Genomic DNA, 20,922 nt, shown 5'->3' on the forward strand with positions numbered 1-20,922 from the left:
CGTGGCGGCAGCGGCTCACGGGGGTGGTCGCTGCCGCCGTCCACCGGTGATTGTCAGTGGCGGCGCCTACCGTGCTTCTCGACCGTGTCGTACACCGGACGAGAGGCCCCTGCCATGGAGTTCAGCATCGAGCGCGGCGCGCTGACCGATGCCGTGACCTGGGCGGCCCGTGTGCTGCCGACGCGGTCGCCCGTGCCCGTTCTGGGCGGTCTGCTCCTCGACGTGTCCGACGGCCGGCTGAGTGTCTGCGGGCTGGACTTCGAGGCCTCCGCGCGCATCGAGGTGGAAGCTCGGACCGTACGGACCGGGAAGGTGCTGGTCATGGGCCGGCGGCTGCTCGACATCTGCAAGGTGCTCCCCGACGGCCCCGTGGAGTGCGCGGTGGAGGGCTCGCGGTTCACGGTGACCGGGGACGGCGCCCGCTTCGGGCTCTCGTTGCTGCCGCTCGACGACTATCCCGCGCTGCCGCCACTTCCCGAGGTCCGCGGCGCGGTGGACGCGGCCGCGTTCGCCGCGGCCGTCGCCCAGGTGACGGTCGCCGCGGGACGGGACGACACCCTGCCGACGCTCACCGGGATCCGGCTCGGGCTCGACGGCTCCACGATGACCCTGGCGGCCACCGACCGGTACCGCTTCGCGGTGCGCACCCTGCCCTGGAAGGCGACGGCACCCGATGTCGCCGCCGATGTCGTGGTCTCCGCCCGCCGACTGACCGAGATCGCCCGGTCGATGGGCCGGTCGGGTCTGGTCAGCGTCGCCGTGGACGCGGGTTCGGTCGGCTTCGAGCACGCCGGGATGCGTACGACGGTGCGCCTGCTGGACGGCCGGCTGCCGCGCCACGACAAGCTGTTCGCGCTGGCGGACCCCGCCCTCGCGGTGACGGACCGGGTCCGGCTGGTGGAGGCGGTGAAGCGCGTCTCCGTCGTGGCGGACGGCGGCAGCCCGCTGCAGATGACCTTCTCGGCACCGGACGGTTCGGTGCTGCTGCAGGCGGGTTACGAGGACGATGTGGCCTCGCAGCGGCTGCCGGCGACGCTGGAGGGCGCCGAGGAGATGACGGTCGCCTTCAACCCCGCCTACCTCCTGGACGCCCTGTCCTCCCTGGAGGAGCCGACGGTCCGGATGAGCCTGATGGGTCCCGGCCGGCGCGCGCTGATCACGGGCTGCGAGGACACGCGGCACCACCAGCACCTGCTGATGTCCGTGAAGCCGGCGCTGCTCTGACTCCGCCCGCCATCCATGCGTTCGCGTTCTATGCGGGCAGCGTCGCGGCTTCGCCGACGGCGGCGAGCAGCCAGATGGGGAACTCGGGGTCGGCCTGGCCCACGGTCAGGCCCAGCCACCGCCCGCCCCGCCGCTCACCGTCATGCGCGCCTTCCGGCTCCCCCCGCGGAAGGCGCCAGACCTGCATGCTGCCGGCCAGATTGCAGAGCTGTCCCATCGGCTCCGGGGCCGGACCGCCCAGGTCCAGATACGGCCACAGGTCGACGGTCTCCGGCTCACCCCACCGCTCCGTCAACGCCGTGGCGAGAGAGCTGAACTCAGCTTCGATCTCCTGCTCGGCCGGTTCGACGAGCTCGGGGGAACGGTCGTCCCAGAAGTCCTGGCTCGCCCTCAGGATCACGAGGTGGTGCCCGGGGCCGCTGCTGCGTACGCCGCTGTCCTCGCTCTCCTCCCCCGCGGGGAAGGGCAGGGCGAGGACGCTGTCGATCAGGGCGAGTCGGGCCCCGGTGCTCGCGGGCGGTGTGCTGCTGTCCGGTGTCATGGTGCGTGATCCTGCCAACCGCCCGCCCCGGAAACCGAATCGGGGGGCGCACCCGGCCTTGGCCGGGCACGCCCCCCGTCCGGGTGGGGGCAACGGACGTCAGCAGCTCAGGTTGCCGCCGGGGGTCGTGCCGAGGATCTGGACGAACGACTGGTACTTGTTGATGCGGCTCTGGACCTGGGCGGGGTTGCCGCCGTTGCACTCGATGCTGCCGTTGATCGACCGGATCGTCTCGCCGAATCCGGCGCCGTTGACGATGGCGTTGTGGGGCGTCATGGTGCCGGGGCCGCTCTGGGTGTTCCAGTACCAGAGGCCGGTCTTCCAGGCGATGGAAGCGTTCTGCTCCACCTGCCACGGGTTGCCGAGCAGGTCGATGCCGAGCGCGTCACCGGCGGCCTTGTAGTTGAAGTTCCAGCTGAGCTGGATCGGGCCGCGGCCGTAGTAGGCGGCCTGGCCCGCGGGGCAGCCGTAGGACTGGCTGGTGTCGCAGTAGTGGGGGTAGTTGGCCGTGTTCTGCTCCACGATGTGGACCAGTCCGCCGGTCTCGTGGCTGACGTTGGCGAGGAACGCCGCCGCCTCCTGCTTCTTCACGGTGTCGCTGCCCGTGTTGGCGAAGCCCGGGTAGGCGCTCAGTGCCGCCGTCAGGCCGCTGTAGGTGTAGAAGGAGTTCCGGCCCGGGAACATCTGGTTGAACTGGGCCTCACTGACGACGAATCCGGAGGGGTTCGGCGTTCCCGGATCCGTACCTCCGCCGCAACTGCCCTGGTCGGCCCAGACGTCGACCGTGCCGGGCCTCTCGTTCTGGGTCCACCACTTCGCGGCCCAGTTGTGCCCGTTGTACGAGGCCGTTCCGCCGCCCCAGTACACGGACGAGGAATTCCAGGCCGGGGCGCACGCCGCAGCCTGGGCGGTGGCGGCGGGGAGAAAGACGAGGGCCGCGACGACCGCACACAAGGCGGTCAGCAGGCTCATGACACGTTTGACCACGTGATCACTCCTTCGGCGCGGCGCCGGCGATGAGCATGCGCCGCCATGGGGGTGACCGATACTCAACCGTCGATGGTCTGGACCTGTCAAGGTCTAGACCAGGATTGACCCCTGCGTGAACCGACCCACCAACTGCCCCGGATTTCATGCAGGTTGAACATGAGGCGAACTTCCCGGGAAGGAATCCGGCCACCCGCCCACCTCCCTGGCCAGGACCGTACGGTGACGCGAACCGGCACACCGCACCCCTGAGGGAGCGCAGGCAACCATGGCGTGGTTCGACCCCGAGAACGTCATCGCCGTCCTCACCGCCGCAGTGGGCGTGGCGACCTCCGCGGGCGTGCTCTGGTACGAACGCCGCGTACCGCGCCGCAAACGCATCGGCTACCGCGTCCAGATGGACACCCCGATAGGCAGCGGTGTCAGCCTGGGCCGGGCCAACGTACGGCTCGGACTCTTCAGCGAGACCCCGGACATGGCCGACGCCACCCTCGTACTGCTGCGCGTCGAGAACGACGGCTCGCAGTCGATCGCCGACGACGACTACACGGGGCGCGGCGAGCAGCTCCACGGCCTCACGGCGGAGTTCACCGGCCGTACCGTCCGCGGCGTCGCCGTGACGCACTCCCCGGGTGCCGACCATCTGATGGACCACTTCACGCCGGCTGCCGGACTGCGGCACACCGGGTCCCTCATCCGGCTGCCTCGCGTCCCGCTCAACCGCAACGAGCACTTCAAGCTCCTGGTCCTGCTCACCGGCTCGCACGTGGGCAGCCCGATCAGGGTCACCGGCGGCATCCGGGACGGCGAGGTGACCCCGAACCAGGCACTCCGGCCGGACGAGAAGCCCCCCGTGTTCAGCCGCTCCGCACGGATCATCACGGTGGCCCTGACCGTCTGCGTCGTCACGCTCGCCTCGATCATCCTCGTTCGGAACGCCCCGCCGCCGCCGATCGAGTGCGCCCCGGGCCGTCTGACGGTCACCGGCTCCACGGCGTTCGGTCCGGTTCTGGAGGCGGTGGAGGAGCAGCTCGAGACGAAGTGCGACGGCGTCAGCATCGAGGTGAAGGCGTTCGGCAGCGCCGAGGGCCTGCGCAGGCTCGCCGGCGGGGCGAAGTCCCGGCCCGACGACGCCGTCGTCGCCTTCTCCGACGGCGTGAGGCCCGCGGCGTACACGGAGCTGAGCGAGACCCCCGTCGGCGTCTCGCTCTTCCACCTCGTCGTCAACGACGACGTCCGGGTACGGAACCTGAGCCTCGACACCATCCGGAGGATCTACCGCGGCGAGATCACCAACTGGAACGAGGCGGGCGGACCCGATCTGACGATCAAGCTGATCAGCAGGGACGCCGACTCCGGCACGCGCGAGGTGTTCGGACGCCGGGTGCTGGGCGGCAGCGAACCCACCTTCTCCTCCCGCGACTGCACCACCAAGGAGGACCCGGCGGTCCCCTACATCCGCTGCGAACTCAACGGCACCCAGGAGGTCCTGGACCAGGTCGCCTCGGTCGAGGGCGCGATCGGCTACAGCGAACTGCGCAAGGGCGAGGACCTGAAGGGGCTGCACCAGCTCGCCATCGACGGGACCACCCCGTCCGTCGACGGCATCGACGCCTCCACGTACCCGTTCCGCGAGATCGAGTACGCCTACACCTACGGCCGCCCGCCCGCCGGCTCGCCCGCCGCGGGCTTCCTCGACTACCTGAGCCGCGGCGGCGGCCAGGGGATCATGCTCAGCCTCGGCCACCTGCCGTGCGCCATGCCCAAGGGGACGCGGGTGTGCGCCGAAGGCTGAACCACGCGCACCCCCGGAAGGAACGCGTGACGGCGGCCGCTCCTGCCGAGGCAGGGGCGGCCGCCGTCACGGCGACTCCAGGACGACTCCTACAGGAAGGAGTTGATCTCGATCGTCTCGGTACGGCCGGGGCCGACACCGATCGCGGAGATCGGAGCGCCCGACATCTCCTCCAGCGCCTTCACGTAGTCCCGCGCGTTCTTCGGCAGGTCGTCGAAGGTCTTCGCCTTGGTGATGTCCTCGGACCAGCCCGGCAGCATCTCGTAGATCGGCTTCGCGTGGTGGAAGTCGCTCTGGTTGTACGGGAGCTCCTCGACGCGCTTGCCGTCGATCTCGTACGCCACGCACACCGGGATCTGCTCCCAGCCGGTCAGCACGTCCAGCTTGGTGAGGAAGAAGTCCGTGAGGCCGTTGACCCGGGTCGCGTACCGCGCGATCGGGGCGTCGAACCAGCCGCAGCGGCGGTCACGGCCGGTGGTGACACCGCGTTCGCCGCCGATACGGCGCAGTGCCTCGCCGTCCTCGTCGAGAAGTTCGGTCGGGAAGGGTCCGGCACCGACGCGCGTGGTGTACGCCTTGAGGATGCCGATGACCCGGCTGATCTTCGTCGGGCCCACGCCGGAACCGGTGCAGGCACCGCCCGCGGTCGGGTTCGACGAGGTGACGAAGGGATACGTTCCGTGGTCGACGTCCAGCAGAGTGCCCTGGCCGCCCTCGAAGAGGACGACCTTGCCCTCGTCGATGGCGTTGTTCAGGATCAGCGTCGTGTCGGCGACGTACGGCTTGATCTGCTCCGCGTACTGGAGCAGCTCCTCCACGATCTTGCCGGCTTCGATCGCGCGCCGGTTGTAGAGCTTGGCGAGGATCTGGTTCTTGAAGTCGAGAGCGGCTTCGACCTTCTGGACGAGGATCGACTCGTCGTAGAGGTCCTGGACCCGGATGCCGACGCGGTTGATCTTGTCCGCGTACGTGGGTCCGATCCCTCGACCGGTGGTACCGATCTTGCGGGAACCGAGGAAGCGTTCCGTCACCTTGTCGACCGTCGTGTGGTACGAGGTGATCAAATGAGCATTGCCGCTGATCAGAAGCTTGGACGTATCGACGCCTCGCTCGTTCAGACCGCTCAGCTCGGAGAGCAGGACCGCCGGGTCGATCACGACACCGTTACCGATCACCGGCGTACAGGTCGGCGACAGGATTCCGGAGGGGAGGAGATGCAGTGCGTACTTCTGGTCGCCGACGACGACCGTGTGGCCGGCATTGTTGCCGCCTTGGTAGCGCACCACATAGTCCACGGATCCACCGAGGAGGTCGGTGGCCTTCCCCTTGCCCTCGTCACCCCACTGAGCACCGAGCAGCACAAGTGCGGGCACAGGCGTACACCCCTTCCGGGCGGGGCATGTCCAAGGTCAGGGGGCGTACGTAAAGGTCGTACCTGCCGCACGACGATGTGCGGCAAAGCCTGAGCCGTCGAACCGGGTGCCCCGGAATAGACGAAGCCCCTGGCGCAATAGCGCAAGGGGCTCTTGCACCAAGATGCTACCCGAGGAAGGACCGAGGTGTCGGCTGCAGAGCCCCCCGGCGACGGCGACCACCAGCTACTGGTACTCATCGACCCCCTTGCCCGCCGGTTCGACGGCGAGTCCGTGCGTATCGCGAAGGACGTGCTGAGCGCGGGTTCGCACGCCAAGATCTGCCTCCCGGACAGTCCGGACGAGTTCGCCCGGGCCCTGTCCCGGCGGGGCGGACGGCGGCCCGTGGTCGTCGGCGACGACCACACGCTGCTGCGTGCCGTGGCCCAGCTCCACCGGGAACGGGAGCTGGCCGACAGTGCGCTCTCCCTGATCCCGGTCGGAGCGCCGCCCGCGCTGGAACTCGCCCATGCCCTCGGCGTGCCCCGGGGCGCCGTGGCGGCTGCCCGTGCGGCGCTCGACGGGGCGGCCCGCCGGCTCGACCTCCTGGTCGACGACAGCGACGGCGTCGTGCTGGGCGATCTGCGCATCCCCGCGCTGAGCCAGGCGCCGGGCCCCGAGGCACCCCACACGGGTGTCACGGCGGTCTGGGACACCTGCCGGAGCCTGGTGGCGGCCCTGGTCCGCCCGGCGCCGCCCTCGTCCCCGCCGCGCGCCCACCGGCTGCGGGTGGAGGCCGACGGGGTCCTGCTGAACGACCTGGACCGACCGGTCGAGGGCGTCTCGGTGACCACGCAGGGCGACGGCGGCCTGGCGGACGTGGTGATCCACACGACGTCCGGGGAAACGGTCACGGTGGAGGCCAAGGCGGTCACGGTCTCCGGCCCGGACTTCCGCTACCGCGCGGACATACAGGTCGCGGGCCCGGTCCGGACCCGGACGTGGACGGTGCGGGCGGGGGCGTGGGGGCTGATACTTCCGCCGGCGACGGCCCCGGGCAGGTGACGTGACGGGTACGGGAGCTGCCGGACACCGGTCCGGCTGCCCCGCTGATCCTCCGGCCCGCTGATCCCCGCCTTCGGATCCCGCGAAGGCGGGGCGTGCAAGCGCGCCGGTGAGCCGGTGTGGCGCGGGTGTGCGCCGACCGCCCCGGGGTTCGTTCCCCGCGGTCGGCTTCCGCCCGCCGCCTCACCCTGATCGCGGCCGCCCTGCTGTGGCTGGGGCTGGAGGGCTTCCGGCGACGGGAACCGGAGACCACGTAGCGGGACCGGGACCCACGGGCTCGGCTCCCCGGCCCCCGGGACCCCGGGCTCCGGGCCCCGGGGAGCTGAGCCCTCTTCTCAGATCTCCACCCGAAGCTCCCGCAGCCCCCGGATCACGTACCCCGGCTTCCACTCCGGCTCCGCCGACAGCCGCATACCCGGCGCCCTGCGCAGCAACTCACCGAACGAGGTGGCCAGTTCGAGGCGGGCCAGCGGTGCGCCCAGGCAGTAGTGGATGCCCGCCCCGAACGCGATGTGCGGGTTGTCCTTCCGGGACAGGTCCAGCGTCCCGGCCTCGGCGAAGCGCTCCGGATCCCTGTTCGCGGAGCCGAAGAGCAGCGCGACCTGCGAGCCGCGCGGGATGACGGTGCCGTCGATCTCGATGTCGTCCAGGACCCAGCGCGCGAACATGGGCACCGGGGTGTCGTACCGCAGCAGTTCCTCCACCGCGGTCGGCAGCAGGCTGTGGTCGCCGCGCAGGGAGGCCAGCGACTCGGGGTGCTGGAACAGCGTCCACCAGCCGTTCACGGTGGCGTTGACCGTCGCCTCGTGGCCCGCGTTGAGCAGCAGCACACAGGTGGAGATGATCTCCTGCTCGGTCAGCCGCTCCTCCTCGTCGTGGGCGGCGATGAGCGCGGTGATCAGATCCGTACCGGGGTCCCCGCGCCGTTCGTCGATCAGCCCGCGCAGATACGCGGAGAACTCGACCGACGCCTGTACGGCGGCCCGCGCCCTCTCCTCCGGCGGGTTCAGCTCGAACATCCCGCAGATCGCCTCCGACCAGGGGCGCAGCAGCCCCCGGTCCGACTCCGGGATGCCGAGCATCTCGGCGATGACCGCCACGGGCAGCGGCTCGGCGATCGCGGTGAGCAGATCGCCGCCGCCCGCCGCGACGAACTTCTCGACGAGTTCGGCGGCCAGCCGCTCCACGGCCGGGGCGAGCATCTCGACCGTGCGCGGCGTGAACGCCTTGGCGACCAGCCGTCTGATCCGGGTGTGGTCGGGGGCCTCCAGGTCGAGGATCCCCTGGCCGTTGAGCGTGTGGAAGGGCTCGTGTGCGGCGGGCGGGGCTTCCAGGCCGAACTCGTCGTGGGTGAAGCGGTGCAGATACGTCCGGCCGAGGCGCCGGTCGCGCAGCAGTCCCGACACATCGGAGTAGTGCGGGATCAGCCACTGCCGGGTCGGCTCGAAGTAGTGCGCCCGGCCGGTGGCGCGCAGCGCGGCGTAGGCGGGGTACGGATCGGCGACGAACGCCGGCGACCAGGGGTCGAAGGACACATGCATGAGCCCGACGCTATCCGGGTGTGACCAGCCTCGCCTCGTACGCGAACACGGCCGCCTGGGTCCTGTCCCTGAGCCCCAGCTTCACCAGGATGCGGCTCACATGCGTCTTGATCGTGGACTCGGCGACCACCAGGTGCGAGGCGATCTCCAGATTCGACAGCCCCTGGGCGATCAGCACGAGCACCTCGGTCTCGCGCTCGGTGAGGTCACCGATCCTGGCCATGGCGGGCGGCCGGGGTGCTTCGGCGAGCTTCGAGAACTCCTTGATCAGCCGCCTGGTCACGGTCGGCGCGAGCAGTGCCTCGCCCGACGCCACCACCCGTACCCCGTCGGCGAGCTGGCGGGCGGAGGCGTCCTTGAGCAGGAAGCCCGAGGCTCCCGCGCGCAGCGCCTGGTACACGTACTCGTCCAGGTCGAACGTCGTCAGGACGAGCACCTTGGCGTCCGCGTCGGCGGCGACGATCTCGCGGGTGGCCTCGATGCCGTTGAGCTCCGGCATCCGGATGTCCATCAGCACCACGTCGGGGCGCAGGGCGGCGACCTGCGAGACGGCCTGCCGGCCGTCGACGGCCTCGCCGACGACCTCGATGCCGGGCATCGCGTTGAGCAGCACGGAGAAGCCTTCGCGGACCATCATCTGGTCGTCGACGATCAGCACCCGGATGGTGGAGTCGTTCATGCGTCCCCACCCTCCCCCGCGCCTGTCTGCGCCGCCGCCACGGGCAGGAACACGGCGACCTCGTAGCCGCCGTCCCCCGTGGCCTCGGCCGTCATCTCGCCGTTCAGCATCGCGACGCGCTCCCGCATCCCCGTGATCCCGTGCCCGGCCCCGGGCGACGGCTTGACCAGCCCGGTCGCCGGCCCGTTGACGACCCGCAGCCCCAGCCCGCCGAGCACGTACCCGATCTCCACCTTGGCCGTGGCGCCGGGAGCGTGGCGCAGGGTGTTGCTCAGGGCCTCCTGGATGATCCGGTACGCCGACAGTTCGACGCCCGGCGGGAGCTCGCGCACCGCGCCGGTGACCGTCTTCTCCGTCTCCAGGCCCGCTTCCCGCACATTGGCCAGCAGCCGGTCGGTCTCGGCCAGGGTGGGCTGAGGGGCGTCCGGTGCCTCGTAGTCGTCGGCCCGTACGACACCGAGGACGCGGCGCAGCTCGGTGAGCGCGGCGACCGCGTTCTCCCGGATCGTGACGAAGGCCTGCTCCAGCTCGGGCGGCGGGTTCTCCACACGGTAGGGGGCGGCCTCGGCCTGGATCGCGACGACGGACATGTGGTGGGCGACGACGTCGTGCAGCTCACGGGCGATGGTGGTGCGCTCCTCCAGGAGCGTGCGCCGGTCGCGCTCGACGGCGGTGACGGTGCGCTGCACGGTCACCTCGCGCTCGGCGTCACGGCGTACCTGCACCACGGTGACGAGGAGCAGGGCGAAGGCGGAGGCGACGGCCATGGGCCCGGTGGTGGGGGAGTAACCGCTTCCGAAGTTCTCCAGGAAGGACCCGGCGACCAGGGTGATCAGCCACATCCATGCGGCCGTACGCGGCCGGGTCCGCGCCGCGACGACGATCAGCACGCCCAGGTGGCAGGCGAAGGCGTTCGGCCCCCACGGCCAGTCCCCGTGGCCCGCGACGGCCACCAGCGGGGTGGCGGCGAGCGACACCCAGAACGCGAGAACGGGGCGGACCAGCGTCATCAGCAGGGCGGCGGACGGCACCACACCGGTGATGAGCGTCGCTATCCCGAACACCGAGTAGGTGTTCGCCTCGAACACGCCGGCCAGCAACGAGATCAGCGCGACCGCCCCGACCACCGCGTGCGGCGTCCAGACCGCCCGCTTCCGGATCGCCCCGGGCAGCCTCTTGATCACCGGACCACCGGTGCCCAGGGGGTCCAGCGGACGGTAGTCGAAAACGTCGTGGAAGAGGTCCTGCCGCAGGCCGTCTATCGCCCCTGCGGCCAGCCGGAACTCGGGGCTTCTGGTCTTCGTCTCGGTCACGCTCACCAAGGTAGGCGCCACCGCGGCCGGGGTCGTCAGCAGTGATGCGGATCCTGCGCCGTCCGTCGCAAGTACTACCAGGCCAGCTGGGCGATCTCCTCCGCCACCACCGCGCACGCGTCGGCCGACGGGTCGATCAGCGGAAAGTGCCCGACCGCGTCCAGCAGCGTGAGCCCGACCATCTCCCCCGCCTTCGCCGCGGCGTCCACGAACGCCTCCGTGACCGCCTGCGGCACGGTGAGGTCGTCGACGCCCTGGACGACGGCCGTCGCGATCCCGGTCGGGAGCAGCTCGGCCGGATCGACGTGCAGTCTGCGATCCTCGAAGTCCGCTTCCTTGCCGAGGAGTTGGTGCACGGCTCCGGAGCAGACGTCGAGCTCGACGGCGCTCGCGAAGTCACCGATCGGCGCCAGCGCGACCACTCCGCGCAGCGGCGGCGGCGCGGGCAGCCGCCACGGCGAACCGAGCGGGAGCACGTGCCGGGCGGCGGCCCACAGGGCCAGCTGTCCGCCCGCCGAGTGCCCGGTGACCACGGTCCGCCGTATGTCGGCCTGCGGCAGCTCCCGGGCGGCGAGCACCGGCAGGGCGTCCATCGCGGCGGCCACGTCGTCGAACGTCTCGGGCCAGCGCCCCGCGACCGGACCGGCCCCGCCCTGCTGCGGGATCTCGCTGCCGCGCCGGTACTCGACGCTGGCGACGGCGAACCCGCGCCGGGCAAGGAAGTCCGCGAACGGCGACACATGATGCCGGTCGTAGGGGGCACGCCAGGCCCCGCCGTGCAGGACGACCACGAGCGGAGCACCGGTCCGGCCGTCGCGCGGAGCGAAGAAGTCGATCACCTGGTCGGGATGGCTGCCGTAGGCGGCGGACCGATCGGGGGCGACCACCGGATGCGCGAACGCCGACTCGGTCTCGGCGGCGTCACGATCACGCGCGGCAGAATCCGACATGCTGCTCCAACCGTCCTACGCATATGCCCAACTGGACTGACCTGCGGGGACGGTATCAGTACGGCGGGCCGTCGTAGGACCGGCGGCAGGACCGGACGGGCCCGGTCCGAGGACCGGGCCCGTCCGGGACGGAAGGCCCTAGGCGGCCAGTACCTCCGCCAGGATCCGCGCGGCGCGCTCGGCGTCCGCGAAGCCGACGTACAGCGGGGTGAAGCCGAACCGCAGCACGTCCGGGCGGCGCAGGTCGCCGATCACGCCGCGCTCGATGAGCGCACGCATCACCGGCTCGGTGTCGTCCGCGTTCTCGCACCGCAGCGAGACCTGGCTCCCGCGCTCGGCGTGGGCGTCCGGGGTGACCGGGACGACCCGGCCCTCGGGGACGTACGCGGCGACGCACTCCAGGAAGAAGTCCGTCAGGGCGAGGGACTTGGCCCGTACGGCCTCGACCGTGACGCCCTCCCACACGTCCAGCGCCGCTTCGAGCGCCAGCATGGAGAGGATGTCCGGGGTACCGACCCGGCCCCGTACGGAGCCGTCCGCCGGGGTGTATTCGGGGGTCATCCCGAAGGGGTCGGCGTGCGAGGTCCAGCCGGGCAGCGGCGAGTCGAAGGCCGCCTGGTGGCGTTCGGCGACGTACAGGTAGGCGGGCGAACCGGGGCCGCCGTTCAGGTACTTGTACGTGCAGCCGATGGCCAGGTCCACCCCGTGCGCGTCGAGGCCGACCGGCAGGGCGCCCGCGCTGTGGCACAGGTCCCAGACCGCGAGGGCACCCGCCGCGTGGACGGCGGCGGTGAGACCCGGCAGATCGTGGAGCCTGCCGGTGCGGTAGTCGACGTGGTTGAGCAGGACGACCGCCGTACGGGGGCCGAGTGCGGCCGGCACGTCGGCCGGGACGACCGGGACGATGCGGTGGCCCGTCATCCGGGCCGCGGATTCGGCGATGTACCCGTCCGTGGGGAACGTCGTGGCGTCGACCAGGATCTCGTCGCGGCCGTCGGCGGCCAGACGGCTCGCGGCGACCATCGCCTTGAAGACGTTCACGCTGGTGGAGTCGCCCACCACGATCTGCCCGGCGGCGGCCCCGACCAGCGGGGCGATCCGGTCGCCGATCCGCTCGGGTGCGGTCCACCAGCCGCTCTCGTCCCAGGAGCGGATACGCAGGGCGCCCCACTCACGGGTGATGACGTCCTGCATGTGTGCGGGGACGTGGCGGGGCAGTGCGCCCAGCGAGTTCCCGTCGAGGTAGACGGTGTCGTCGAGGCTGAACAGCTCGCGGCGGCCGGCGAGCTCGTCGGCGGCGTCGAGCGCCTGCGCGCGCTCCTGGAGATCAGACATGGCTGCGCGCCGTCCACAGCTCGGGGAACACGTTCTTCGTGGCCCGCTTCTCCAGCCAGGCGACCCCGGCCGAGCCTCCGGTGCCGGTCTTCGAACCCATCGCACGCCGGGTGGCTACCAGGTGGTCGTTGCGCCAGCGCCACACGAGCTCGCCGACGTCGGTCAGCACCTCGCCGAGCCGCACGAGCTCGTCGTTCTGGTCGGGACCGGCGTAGATCTCCGCCCAGATCGCCTCGACCACGGGGGACGGCTCGTACTTCTGCGCCAGGTCCCGGTCGAGCACCGACTGCGGCACCGGGTGACCGCGCCGGGCGAGCAGGGCGAGCGTCTCGTCGTACAGGCCCGGCTCGTGGAGCGCCTTCTCCAGCTCGGCGTGGACACGGGGAGCGCCCCGGTGCGGCACCAGCATGGATGCGGACTTGTCACCCAGCAGGAACTCCATCCGCCGGTACATCGCCGACTGGAAACCGGAGCCCTCGCCGAGGGAGCCCCGGTAGGAGTTGAACTGGGCGGGGGTGAGGCCGGCCAGCGGCTTCCAGGAGGCGTTCAGCGCCTCGAGCTCCCGGAGCGAGCGCTTCAGGGCGTCGCGTGCGACGGGTATGCGGTCCTCGCGCAGGGCACGGGTCGCGGTCTCCCACTCATGGACGATGACCGTGAACCACAGCTCCATGACCTGGGTGGTGACCAGGAAGACCATCTCGCCGGGATCGTCCGAGCGGAGGTGCTGGAGGTGGGTCAGGACATCCGCCTGGACATAGTCCTCGTACGGAGTCGTTCCCGCGAAGTCCAGGTGCGGGGTGTCCGCACCGGTGGCTTCGGGGTCGGGGTTGATCGTCGACATTTCTGTCTCCTCGACACGAGCTTCCGGGTAGCGGTCCGCCCCTTCCTCTGAGGTGGTGGAGCTCCGGTCCCCTGCTCGCATCCTAAACCGGGGCCGCGCGGGACGCGTCGGGCCCCGCAGGCGACGGTGCTGCCTGCGGGGCCCTACGGGTGCGGAGAGGGATCAGCCCAGGGTGTCGGCTGCGGTCTGCGAGGAGTCGCGGAGGAACGACGAGCAGCGCTCGTACTCCTCCTGCTCACCGATCGACTGCGCGGCGCGCGCGAGGGCGTGCAGGGCGCGCAGGAAACCACGGTTCGGCTCGTGCTCGAACGGGACGGGGCCGTGGCCCTTCCAGCCCGCCCGGCGCAGCGCGTCGAGACCACGGTGGTAGCCGGTACGGGCGTACGCGTACGACTCGATGACCCGGCCGCCCTCGTACGCCTCGTCGGCGAGCTGGGCCCAGGCCAGCGAGGACGTGGGGTACTTCGCCGCGACATCGGCGGGCGCGGCGCCGCCGGCGAGGAGCTCGCGCGGCTCCGGGTCGTCGGGCAGGTGGGTCGGGGCGGGGCCCCCGAGCAGGTTCTCGTGGATGGACATGGTTCAAGTGTGCCTGGCTCCGCCCGCATCGTGGACACCCGGGCGACTACGTTCCGCCCGCCCGTCCTGCGGTCTGCCGCGCCGGCTCCAGGGGCGGGGCCGTGACCCCGCAGTGCGTCGTGCACTCGGGCCGGCACGCGCGTGTCGCCTCCGGGGTCGTCCGTACCGTCCACCAGGCGATCACCGACCCCGCCACCAGCAGCCCGGCGCACATCGGCATCGCCCGGCGGAAGGTCGCGGCGAATTCCCCGGCATCGCGGTACGCCTCCGGGCCCATCCCCGCGAGCAGCGGCAGCGCGGCCACGGCGAGCAGTCCGGCCGCCCGCGCCGCCGCGTTGTTGATCCCGCTGGCGAGCCCGGCCCGCCCCGTGTCGACGGCGGCCAGGACGGTCGCGGTGAGCGGCGCCACCAGGACGACCATGCCGATGCCCAGCACCAGGACGGCCGGCAGGACGTCCTGCAGGTACGAGGAGAGTGAGGCGCCCGGGCCGACCCGCAGCATGAGCAGCATCCCGGCCGCAGCCAGCAGGGGGCCGACCGTGAGCGGGATCCGTGGCCCGATGCGCCGGCCGAGGTCACCGGCCGACGCGGAGAAGAGCAGCATGAGCACGGTGGTCGGCAGGAGCGCCGTGCCCGCGCCGAGCGCCGAGTAGCCGGCGACGACCTGGAGCTGGATCGCGGAGAGGAAGAAGAAGCCGCCGAGAGCCGCGTACACACAGAACGTCACGATGTTGACGGCGGTGAACTGCCGGGACGCGAAGATCGACGGCGGCACCATGGGGTCGGCCCGGTGGCGTTCCACCTGGACGAACGCCACCCCGAGCAGCACCCCGCCGATCGCCGCCCCGAGGACCGGTGCGGACGCGCCCTGCACCGGCACCTCGATCAGCGCGTAGGTGACCAGAGCGAGCGCCAGGGCCGCGAGCGCGGCTCCGAGCACGTCGAACCGGCCGTGGGCCTCCGGGTCCCGGGACTCCGGTACGTGGCGCAGGGCGACGGGCAGGCAGACGGCGGCGAGCGGGAGGTTCAGCAGGAACACCCAGCGCCAGCCCGGCCCGTCCACGAGCCAGCCCCCGACGAACGGCCCGACCGCGGCACCGACCCCGCCGAGCCCCGACCACAGCCCCACGGCGCGGGCCCGGTCGTCGGGATGGAAACTCGCCTGGATGAGCGCCAGCGAACCAGGGGTGAGCAGGGCGCCTCCGACGCCCTGGAGGGCGCGCGACGCGATCAGGACGGCCGCGTTGGGTGCCAGACCGCAGAGCAGCGAGGCCACGGCGAACCAGACGACGCCGATCACGAAGACCCGCCGCCTGCCGAACCTGTCCCCGAGCGCGCCGCCGAGCAGGATCAGCCCGGCCAGCGTCAGCATGTAGGCGTTGACGGTCCACTGGAGGGCGGCGAGGTCGGTGTCGAGGTCCTCGCCGATCCGGGGAAGGGCGACGTTGATGACCGTGGAGTCGAGCAGGGCCATGCTCGACCCGAGGACGGTCGTCAGCACGATCCACCGCCCGGCGGGCGAGGCAACCCGGATTGTGCCGTCGGCCGCGTCTGTCATACGAGCAGCATCGCGGCTCCCCCCGCCCGGGGCCATCGGGGCGGGCCCACATGAAGCCCTTCCGGCGATCGAGGAGCGAGCCCCGGGAAAGGGCCCCGGTCCGGGAAAGGGGCCGGTTCCGGAAGGGGCGGGCAGGTGAACAGCCCGCCGCAGGCGCACCCCGCGCCCAGCGGCCCCGCACCCGCACCCCTACCGGACCGCCCGCACCCCCCGCACCAGCGCCGCCACCCCGGCCTCGACCTTGCTCCGCGGGCACCCCGCGTTCAGCCGGAGGAACCCCGGCGCCCCGTACACCGCGCCCGGCATGATCGCGACCTTCTCCTTCTCGACCAGCACCCGCTGCAGGGCCTCGTCGTCCACACCCAGTGGACGCAGATCGATCCAGGCCAGGTAGCCCGCCTGGGGCGGCGCCCACCCGAGCTCGGGGAACGCCCCGTTCAGCCGCTCCGCGATCAGCGCGAGATTTCCGGCGACGTACTCCCGCACCTCGTCCAGCCACGCCCCGCCCTCGCGGTACGCGGCGATGTGTGCCGTCAGCGACAGCACGGCCGGTGAAGCGAGCCCCTCCGCCGTCTCCATGCGCCGCAGGTACTCCGTCCGGTCCGCCGGATCGCCGATGATCCCGTACGAACCGGTCAGCGCCGGGAAGTTGAAGGCCTTCGACGCCGAGCTGATCACGGCCCAGCGCCCGTCACCGGCCACCCGTATCCACGGCACGTGCAGGTATCCGTCGTGAACGAAGTCCGCGTGGATCTCGTCGCTGATCACAGCGACCCCGTGGCGCCGGGCGAGCGCCGCCATCTCGCGCAGCTCGGCCTCCGTCCACACCCGTCCCGTCGGGTTGTGCGGGGAACACAGCACGAGCACCTTCGCGTCGGCCCGCTCCAGCTCCCGCTCGAGCGCCTCGGCGTCACCCACCGGCACCCCGCGCAGCTCCCGTCCGAGCCCGGTGATCGCCTTACGGAAGCCGTCGTACGTGGGGGTGTGGACGACCACGCCGTCCCCCTCGCCCGTCCACATCTGGAGCAGCTGCGAGAGCTGGCTGAGCACGGACGGTCCGTAGACGAGCCGGCCGGTATCGAGTTCCGTGCCGTACCGGGTCGCGTACCAGTGCGCGATCGCCGAACGGAAGTCGTCCTGCTGCCAGGTCGTGTAGCCGAGGACCCCGTGGTCGAGCCGGGCGCGCAGAGCGCTCAGCACCTCGGGCGCGGTCTCGAAGTCCATGTCGGAGATCGTGAACGGCAGCAGCCCGTCCACCCCGAACCGGTCGGCGACCCCGTCCCACTGGACGCACCAGGTGCCCCGGCGGTCGATGACGGTGTCGAAGTCGTAGCGCGCAGGCGTACTCACAGCGGATTCCTCAAGGTCCGGTCGGACACGGAACGGGCCCGGCACCCCAGGAAAGGGAGCCGGGCCCGATGCGTCCGTGACGTACTTACTTCAGCTTGGTGCCCGTGGAGCGCAGGTCGGCACAGGCCTGCGTGACACGCACGGCCATGCCCGCCTCGGCGGACTTGCCCCAGCTGCGCGGGTCGTAGACCTTCTTGTTGCCGACCTCGCCGTCGACCTTCAGCACGCCGTCGTAGTTGCGGAACATGTGGTCCACGATCGGGCGGGTGAAGGCGTACTGGGTGTCGGTGTCGAGGTTCATCTTCACGACGCCGTTCTCCAGCGCGGTGGCGATCTCCTCGGCCGTGGAGCCGGAGCCGCCGTGGAAGACGAAGTCGAACGGCTGGCTGCTCGCGGCCTTGCCGTACTTGGCGCCGACGCCCTCCTGGAGGTCCTTGAGGAGCTCGGGACGCAGGACGACGTTGCCCGGCTTGTAGACGCCGTGGACGTTGCCGAAGGACGCGGCCAGCAGGTAGCGGCCCTTCTCGCCCAGACCGAGCGCCTCGGCGGTACGCAGCGCGTCGTCGACGGTCGTGTACAGCTCGTCGTTGATCTCGTGCGTGACGCCGTCCTCCTCGCCACCGGTCGGGGTGATCTCGACCTCAAGGATGATCTTGGCGGCGGCGGCCTTCGCGAGCAGCTCCTGGCCGATGGCCAGGTTGTCGGCGAGGGTCTCGGCCGAACCGTCCCACATGTGGGACTGGAACAGCGGGTTCAGGCCCTTGGCGACGCGCTCCGCGGAGACCTCGATCAGCGGACGTACGTACGTGTCCAGCTTGTCCTTGGGGCAGTGGTCGGTGTGCAGGGCGACCGTGATGTCGTACTTGGCGGCGACGATGTGCGCGAACTCGGCCAGGGCTACGGCGCCCGTCACCATGTCCTTGTTGTGCTGGCCGCCCAGGAATTCAGCCCCACCGGTGGAGATCTGGACGATGCCGTCGCTCTCCGCCTCCGCGAAGCCGCGCAGCGCAGCGTGCAGGGTCTGGGTCGACGTCACATTGATGGCCGGGTAGGCGAACTTGCCTGCCTTCGCCCGGTCGAGCATCTCGGCGTAGACCTCGGGGGTTGCGATGGGCATCTGTCCGCTCCTTGGGATGTGCGGGTGTGCAGTGCTGGTCCCTGACCTGGGGGCGACGTCATCGTCGCCCCCATCTTTCCAGACTCTCGCCCCGGCTCCACCCTGCCCGTGGCCGGAGCATCTTTACGGGCGTACGCGAAGGGCGGCCGGTTTCACGTGAAACCGGCCGCCCTTCGGAAAACGTGCAGGTCAGGCCAGGTCGAGGTCCGCGACCCCGTAGGCGTTGACGTAGGGCAGGCCGGCCTCGGCGATCGCCGGAGCCGCACCCCGCTCCACGATCACGGCAACGGCGACGACCTCACCACCGGCCTCGCGCACCGCCTCGACCGCGGTCAGCGGGGACCCACCGGTGGTCGAGGTGTCCTCGACGACGAGGCAGCGGCGGCCCTTGACGTCCGTGCCCTCGATCCGGCGCTGCATCCCGTGCGCCTTCTGCGCCTTGCGGACGACGAACGCGTCGAGGCTCTTCCCGCGCGCCGCGGAGGCGTGCAGCATCGAGGTGGCCACGGGGTCGGCGCCCAGCGTCAGACCGCCGACGCAGTCGTAGTCCAGCTCGGCGGTGGCATCGAGCATCACCTGGCCGACCAGCGGCGCGGCCTTGCCGTCCAGCGTGATCCGGCGCAGGTCGATGTACCAGTCGGCTTCCAGACCCGAGGAGAGGGTCACTTTGCCGTGCACCACGGCCTTGTCCTTGATCTGCTGGAGCAGCTCAGCGCGTACGTCAGTCATGTCCACGAGGGTAAGCGCTGACGTGACCGCGCCGCGGCCACGTCTCAGAGCCGCACCCAGCTCCACGTCGTCACGATCTCGAGCGGGTCGATCGGGGTGACCAGCCGCGGCGCGGTGTTCAGCCCGTTCGGCGGGCCCGACTGCGGCTCCACGCACACGGCCTCGGGCTGCTCGTCGTAGATCACCACCCACTCGTCCCGGCTCTTCACCGTCAGCTCCAGCTGCTCGGGCCAGGTGAGCTTCACATCGACGCCCTCGGGCATCCCGAAGCAGTCGTCCCAGGGGCCGGGAAGGGGGTCGATCCGGCGGCCGGTCGGCAGATGGTCGTCGCCGCGCTCCTCCTGCCAGGCGGCATCGAAGTCGATCCGCACATCCTGGCCGCCGGTGTTGCGGAGGAACCAGGGGTGCCAGCCTGCCTGCGCCGGGAAGGAATTCCCGTAGGTCTCGACACCCATGCGGAGTGTCAGTGCGTCCTCGGTCAGTTCGAAGGACTGCGTCACCCGGCCCTCGTACGGCCACGGATCGGCCAGGTCGTAGAAGAAGGCCGCCTCGGCCTCGTCCTGCCGGGCAGGCTGCCAGTCCGTGTCGCGGCCGGTGCCGTGGATCGCGTGCGGCGGGGAGTTCACCGGCAGCCGGTGCAGCTCGCTGCCGTTGCGGAACAGGCCGTTCTCAGTGCGGCCGCACCACGGCACCATCGGGAAGCAGCCGTACCGCTCGCCCTGGCGCAGTAGTTCGGTGCCACCGATCCGCAGGCTGCGGATCCGGCAGCCATGGACGGGGTCAACGGTCAACTCGGCGTCGCCGGCGGTCAGCCGGACGTCCTTCGCAGCTCTGCTCACCCCAGAACACTACTGGCGCGGCCGGGGGCTGTCCCGCCGTCCCCGGTGGATCGGCGCACGGCGTCGGATGCGGCGCATCGCACGGTACGAACACCGGGACAGGGGTTACCGCCGGCGCCGCAGAGCCCGGCCCACGACCACGGCGGAGGCGATCGCGAGGGCGGCCGCGGGAGCGATCCAGCGCAGCGTGACGCCGGCGGTCATGTCGTCCTGCGAGGGGACGGGGGCATACCGGCCGCGCGGCGGAGCGTGGTCGACCTCTTCCGTACTCCGGCCGATCATGGTGCGCCGGGCGTGTGCGGCCTCGGCAGGCGGGCCGTCCGGCACGGTGAACTCCAGCTCCGCCGTCGGATCGAGCGAGGGCGGCGGCACGGGGGTATCGAACACCGAGCCCTTGTCGTGCACCTCGCCGGAGGCCGAAGGCTCGGACGGCTCGGACGGCTCGGACGACTGGGATGGCTCGGATGGCTGGGATGGTTCGGACGGCTCGGATGGCTGGGATGGCTCGGATGGCTGGGACGCAGACGGCTCGGTGGCAGGAGGCTCGGCGCCGGAGGACTCGGGCGGTGACGGCTCGGAATGCGACGTGTCGTCCGGGCCCCCGGACTCCCGCCCTGGCCCCGGGGCAGCTCCGGGAGCGGTCTCCTGCGCATCCCGGGCAGCCAGGGACTCCGTCACCAGCTGCTGCGTGAAGCGGTCCAGCAGCCGCTGCGCCGCGGCGAGGGCCGCCGCCTCCTCCAGTTCCACGATGCGGCCGTCGCCGCCCGCCGACCCGCCGAAGGCGACCGTCGTGCCGCCGTCGCTCTCCGTGAGTCCGACGGTCAGGGACAGCTTCGCCGAGCCCCCACCCCGGGCCTCCACGCCCTCCCCGGACACGAGGAAGGCGTCGTCGCCCCGGGCGGTGAGCGTCAGCGCTCCCCGGTACGTGATCGTGTGGCCGTCGATCCGGATCTTCAGCCGGCCGGTCAGGGGACCCGCCGACACATCGGCGTCCCGCTGGAGGCCGGGGACACAGCGCGCCACACGGGCGGGGTCACCCAGCGTCCGACGAAGGGACGCGACCGGAACCGGAACGAACACCTCATGCTCCATACCGACCGAGCCTACTCAGCCCGGGCCGTCCCGTCAGC

At 71.4% G+C, this 20,922-nt stretch carries 19 protein-coding genes; 3 read left to right on the plus strand and 16 right to left on the minus strand.

Annotated elements, in window-relative coordinates; translation table 11 throughout:
* The first annotated feature begins 114 nt into the window (after positions 1 to 114).
* Positions 115 to 1,224 carry a DNA polymerase III subunit beta gene (gene dnaN / locus ABZS61_RS06185; RefSeq protein WP_356416817.1) on the plus strand — a complete coding sequence of 370 codons (1,110 nt, stop codon included), beginning with the start codon at positions 115 to 117 and terminating at the stop codon, positions 1,222 to 1,224.
* A gap of 28 nt (positions 1,225 to 1,252) precedes the next feature.
* Here the strand turns inward: dnaN and ABZS61_RS06190 are convergent, their stop codons facing one another.
* Together ABZS61_RS06190 and ABZS61_RS06195 are read right to left on the minus strand one after the other, a co-directional pair.
* A complete protein-coding gene (locus tag ABZS61_RS06190) occupies positions 1,253 to 1,765 on the minus strand; it encodes a hypothetical protein (protein ID WP_356416819.1) in 513 nt (170 codons plus the stop codon).
* A gap of 99 nt (positions 1,766 to 1,864) precedes the next feature.
* On the minus strand, positions 1,865 to 2,752 hold the full coding sequence (locus tag ABZS61_RS06195; protein ID WP_356416821.1) for a glycoside hydrolase family 19 protein: 888 nt from the start codon (positions 2,750 to 2,752) through the stop codon (positions 1,865 to 1,867).
* A 268-nt stretch (positions 2,753 to 3,020) separates the two neighbouring features.
* Here ABZS61_RS06195 and ABZS61_RS06200 point away from each other — a divergent pair, with 268 nt between their 5' ends.
* Entirely contained in the window at positions 3,021 to 4,547 is a 1,527-nt protein-coding gene (locus tag ABZS61_RS06200) for a substrate-binding domain-containing protein (RefSeq protein WP_356416823.1), read from the plus strand.
* Between the two features lie 89 nt (positions 4,548 to 4,636).
* Here ABZS61_RS06200 and ABZS61_RS06205 read toward each other — a convergent pair whose 3' ends face one another.
* Complete coding sequence (locus ABZS61_RS06205; RefSeq protein ID WP_356416825.1) at positions 4,637 to 5,920, minus strand: adenylosuccinate synthase; 1,284 nt, start codon at positions 5,918 to 5,920, stop codon at positions 4,637 to 4,639.
* A 186-nt stretch (positions 5,921 to 6,106) separates the two neighbouring features.
* Between ABZS61_RS06205 and ABZS61_RS06210 the strand changes: the two genes are divergently transcribed.
* Positions 6,107 to 6,964, plus strand: a complete 858-nt coding sequence (locus tag ABZS61_RS06210; protein ID WP_356416827.1) for a diacylglycerol kinase — start codon at positions 6,107 to 6,109, stop codon at positions 6,962 to 6,964.
* A 335-nt stretch (positions 6,965 to 7,299) separates the two neighbouring features.
* Here the strand turns inward: ABZS61_RS06210 and ABZS61_RS06215 are convergent, their stop codons facing one another.
* The 13 genes from ABZS61_RS06215 to ABZS61_RS06275 all read right to left on the minus strand — a co-directional run bounded on the left by ABZS61_RS06215 (position 7,300) and on the right by ABZS61_RS06275 (position 20,884).
* A complete protein-coding gene (locus ABZS61_RS06215) occupies positions 7,300 to 8,505 on the minus strand; it encodes a cytochrome P450 (protein ID WP_356416829.1) in 1,206 nt (401 codons plus the stop codon).
* A 10-nt stretch (positions 8,506 to 8,515) separates the two neighbouring features.
* The gene (locus ABZS61_RS06220; protein WP_329209540.1) at positions 8,516 to 9,184 is read right to left on the minus strand and encodes a response regulator transcription factor; all 669 of its coding nucleotides are present in this window, start codon (positions 9,182 to 9,184) and stop codon (positions 8,516 to 8,518) included.
* The gene (locus ABZS61_RS06225) at positions 9,181 to 10,497 is read right to left on the minus strand and encodes a histidine kinase (RefSeq protein WP_356416832.1); all 1,317 of its coding nucleotides are present in this window, start codon (positions 10,495 to 10,497) and stop codon (positions 9,181 to 9,183) included. The genes ABZS61_RS06220 and ABZS61_RS06225 overlap by 4 nt, the downstream gene beginning before the upstream one ends.
* Before the next feature lie 74 nt (positions 10,498 to 10,571).
* Entirely contained in the window at positions 10,572 to 11,447 is an 876-nt protein-coding gene (locus ABZS61_RS06230) for an alpha/beta hydrolase (RefSeq protein WP_356416834.1), read from the minus strand.
* A gap of 138 nt (positions 11,448 to 11,585) precedes the next feature.
* The gene (gene kynU / locus ABZS61_RS06235; protein ID WP_356416836.1) at positions 11,586 to 12,782 is read right to left on the minus strand and encodes a kynureninase; all 1,197 of its coding nucleotides are present in this window, start codon (positions 12,780 to 12,782) and stop codon (positions 11,586 to 11,588) included.
* Positions 12,775 to 13,623 carry a tryptophan 2,3-dioxygenase family protein gene (locus tag ABZS61_RS06240; protein ID WP_356416838.1) on the minus strand — a complete coding sequence of 283 codons (849 nt, stop codon included), beginning with the start codon at positions 13,621 to 13,623 and terminating at the stop codon, positions 12,775 to 12,777. Before ABZS61_RS06240 ends, kynU begins: the two co-directional genes overlap by 8 nt.
* 162 nt (positions 13,624 to 13,785) lie before the next feature.
* Complete coding sequence (locus ABZS61_RS06245) at positions 13,786 to 14,199, minus strand: DUF3151 domain-containing protein (protein WP_329209531.1); 414 nt, start codon at positions 14,197 to 14,199, stop codon at positions 13,786 to 13,788.
* A gap of 46 nt (positions 14,200 to 14,245) precedes the next feature.
* Complete coding sequence (locus ABZS61_RS06250; protein WP_356416841.1) at positions 14,246 to 15,757, minus strand: MFS transporter; 1,512 nt, start codon at positions 15,755 to 15,757, stop codon at positions 14,246 to 14,248.
* Positions 15,758 to 15,946: 189 nt separating this feature from the next.
* Positions 15,947 to 17,107, minus strand: a complete 1,161-nt coding sequence (locus ABZS61_RS06255) for a MalY/PatB family protein (protein WP_356416843.1) — start codon at positions 17,105 to 17,107, stop codon at positions 15,947 to 15,949.
* Positions 17,108 to 17,192: 85 nt separating this feature from the next.
* Entirely contained in the window at positions 17,193 to 18,224 is a 1,032-nt protein-coding gene (gene fbaA, locus ABZS61_RS06260; RefSeq protein WP_356416845.1) for a class II fructose-bisphosphate aldolase, read from the minus strand.
* 189 nt (positions 18,225 to 18,413) lie between these two features.
* Positions 18,414 to 18,953, minus strand: coding sequence for an orotate phosphoribosyltransferase (pyrE, locus tag ABZS61_RS06265; RefSeq protein WP_329209525.1), 540 nt, complete (start codon positions 18,951 to 18,953; stop codon positions 18,414 to 18,416).
* 44 nt (positions 18,954 to 18,997) lie between these two features.
* A complete protein-coding gene (locus ABZS61_RS06270; protein ID WP_356416848.1) occupies positions 18,998 to 19,792 on the minus strand; it encodes an aldose 1-epimerase in 795 nt (264 codons plus the stop codon).
* A gap of 105 nt (positions 19,793 to 19,897) precedes the next feature.
* Positions 19,898 to 20,884, minus strand: a complete 987-nt coding sequence (locus ABZS61_RS06275) for an SRPBCC domain-containing protein (RefSeq protein ID WP_356416850.1) — start codon at positions 20,882 to 20,884, stop codon at positions 19,898 to 19,900.
* Between the last annotated feature and the right edge of the window lie 38 nt (positions 20,885 to 20,922).

The sequence above is a fragment of the Streptomyces sp. NPDC005566 genome, assembly GCF_040605575.1.
Lineage (GTDB): Bacteria > Actinomycetota > Actinomycetes > Streptomycetales > Streptomycetaceae > Streptomyces.

What these genes read in the sequence shown, in the direction of transcription:
- ABZS61_RS06200 (WP_356416823.1), top strand. Translation starts at nt 3,021, where the DNA reads ATGGCGTGGTTCGACCCCGAGAACGTCATCGCCGTCCTCACCGCCGCA.
- kynU (WP_356416836.1), bottom strand. Translation starts at nt 12,782, where the DNA reads ATGTCTGATCTCCAGGAGCGCGCGCAGGCGCTCGACGCCGCCGACGAG.
- ABZS61_RS06250 (WP_356416841.1), bottom strand. Translation starts at nt 15,757, where the DNA reads ATGACAGACGCGGCCGACGGCACAATCCGGGTTGCCTCGCCCGCCGGG.
- ABZS61_RS06245 (WP_329209531.1), bottom strand. Translation starts at nt 14,199, where the DNA reads ATGTCCATCCACGAGAACCTGCTCGGGGGCCCCGCCCCGACCCACCTG.
- ABZS61_RS06215 (WP_356416829.1), bottom strand. Translation starts at nt 8,505, where the DNA reads ATGCATGTGTCCTTCGACCCCTGGTCGCCGGCGTTCGTCGCCGATCCG.
- ABZS61_RS06190 (WP_356416819.1), bottom strand. Translation starts at nt 1,765, where the DNA reads ATGACACCGGACAGCAGCACACCGCCCGCGAGCACCGGGGCCCGACTC.
- ABZS61_RS06220 (WP_329209540.1), bottom strand. Translation starts at nt 9,184, where the DNA reads ATGAACGACTCCACCATCCGGGTGCTGATCGTCGACGACCAGATGATG.
- dnaN (WP_356416817.1), top strand. Translation starts at nt 115, where the DNA reads ATGGAGTTCAGCATCGAGCGCGGCGCGCTGACCGATGCCGTGACCTGG.
- fbaA (WP_356416845.1), bottom strand. Translation starts at nt 18,224, where the DNA reads ATGCCCATCGCAACCCCCGAGGTCTACGCCGAGATGCTCGACCGGGCG.
- ABZS61_RS06275 (WP_356416850.1), bottom strand. Translation starts at nt 20,884, where the DNA reads ATGGAGCATGAGGTGTTCGTTCCGGTTCCGGTCGCGTCCCTTCGTCGG.
- pyrE (WP_329209525.1), bottom strand. Translation starts at nt 18,953, where the DNA reads ATGACTGACGTACGCGCTGAGCTGCTCCAGCAGATCAAGGACAAGGCC.
- ABZS61_RS06230 (WP_356416834.1), bottom strand. Translation starts at nt 11,447, where the DNA reads ATGTCGGATTCTGCCGCGCGTGATCGTGACGCCGCCGAGACCGAGTCG.
- ABZS61_RS06240 (WP_356416838.1), bottom strand. Translation starts at nt 13,623, where the DNA reads ATGTCGACGATCAACCCCGACCCCGAAGCCACCGGTGCGGACACCCCG.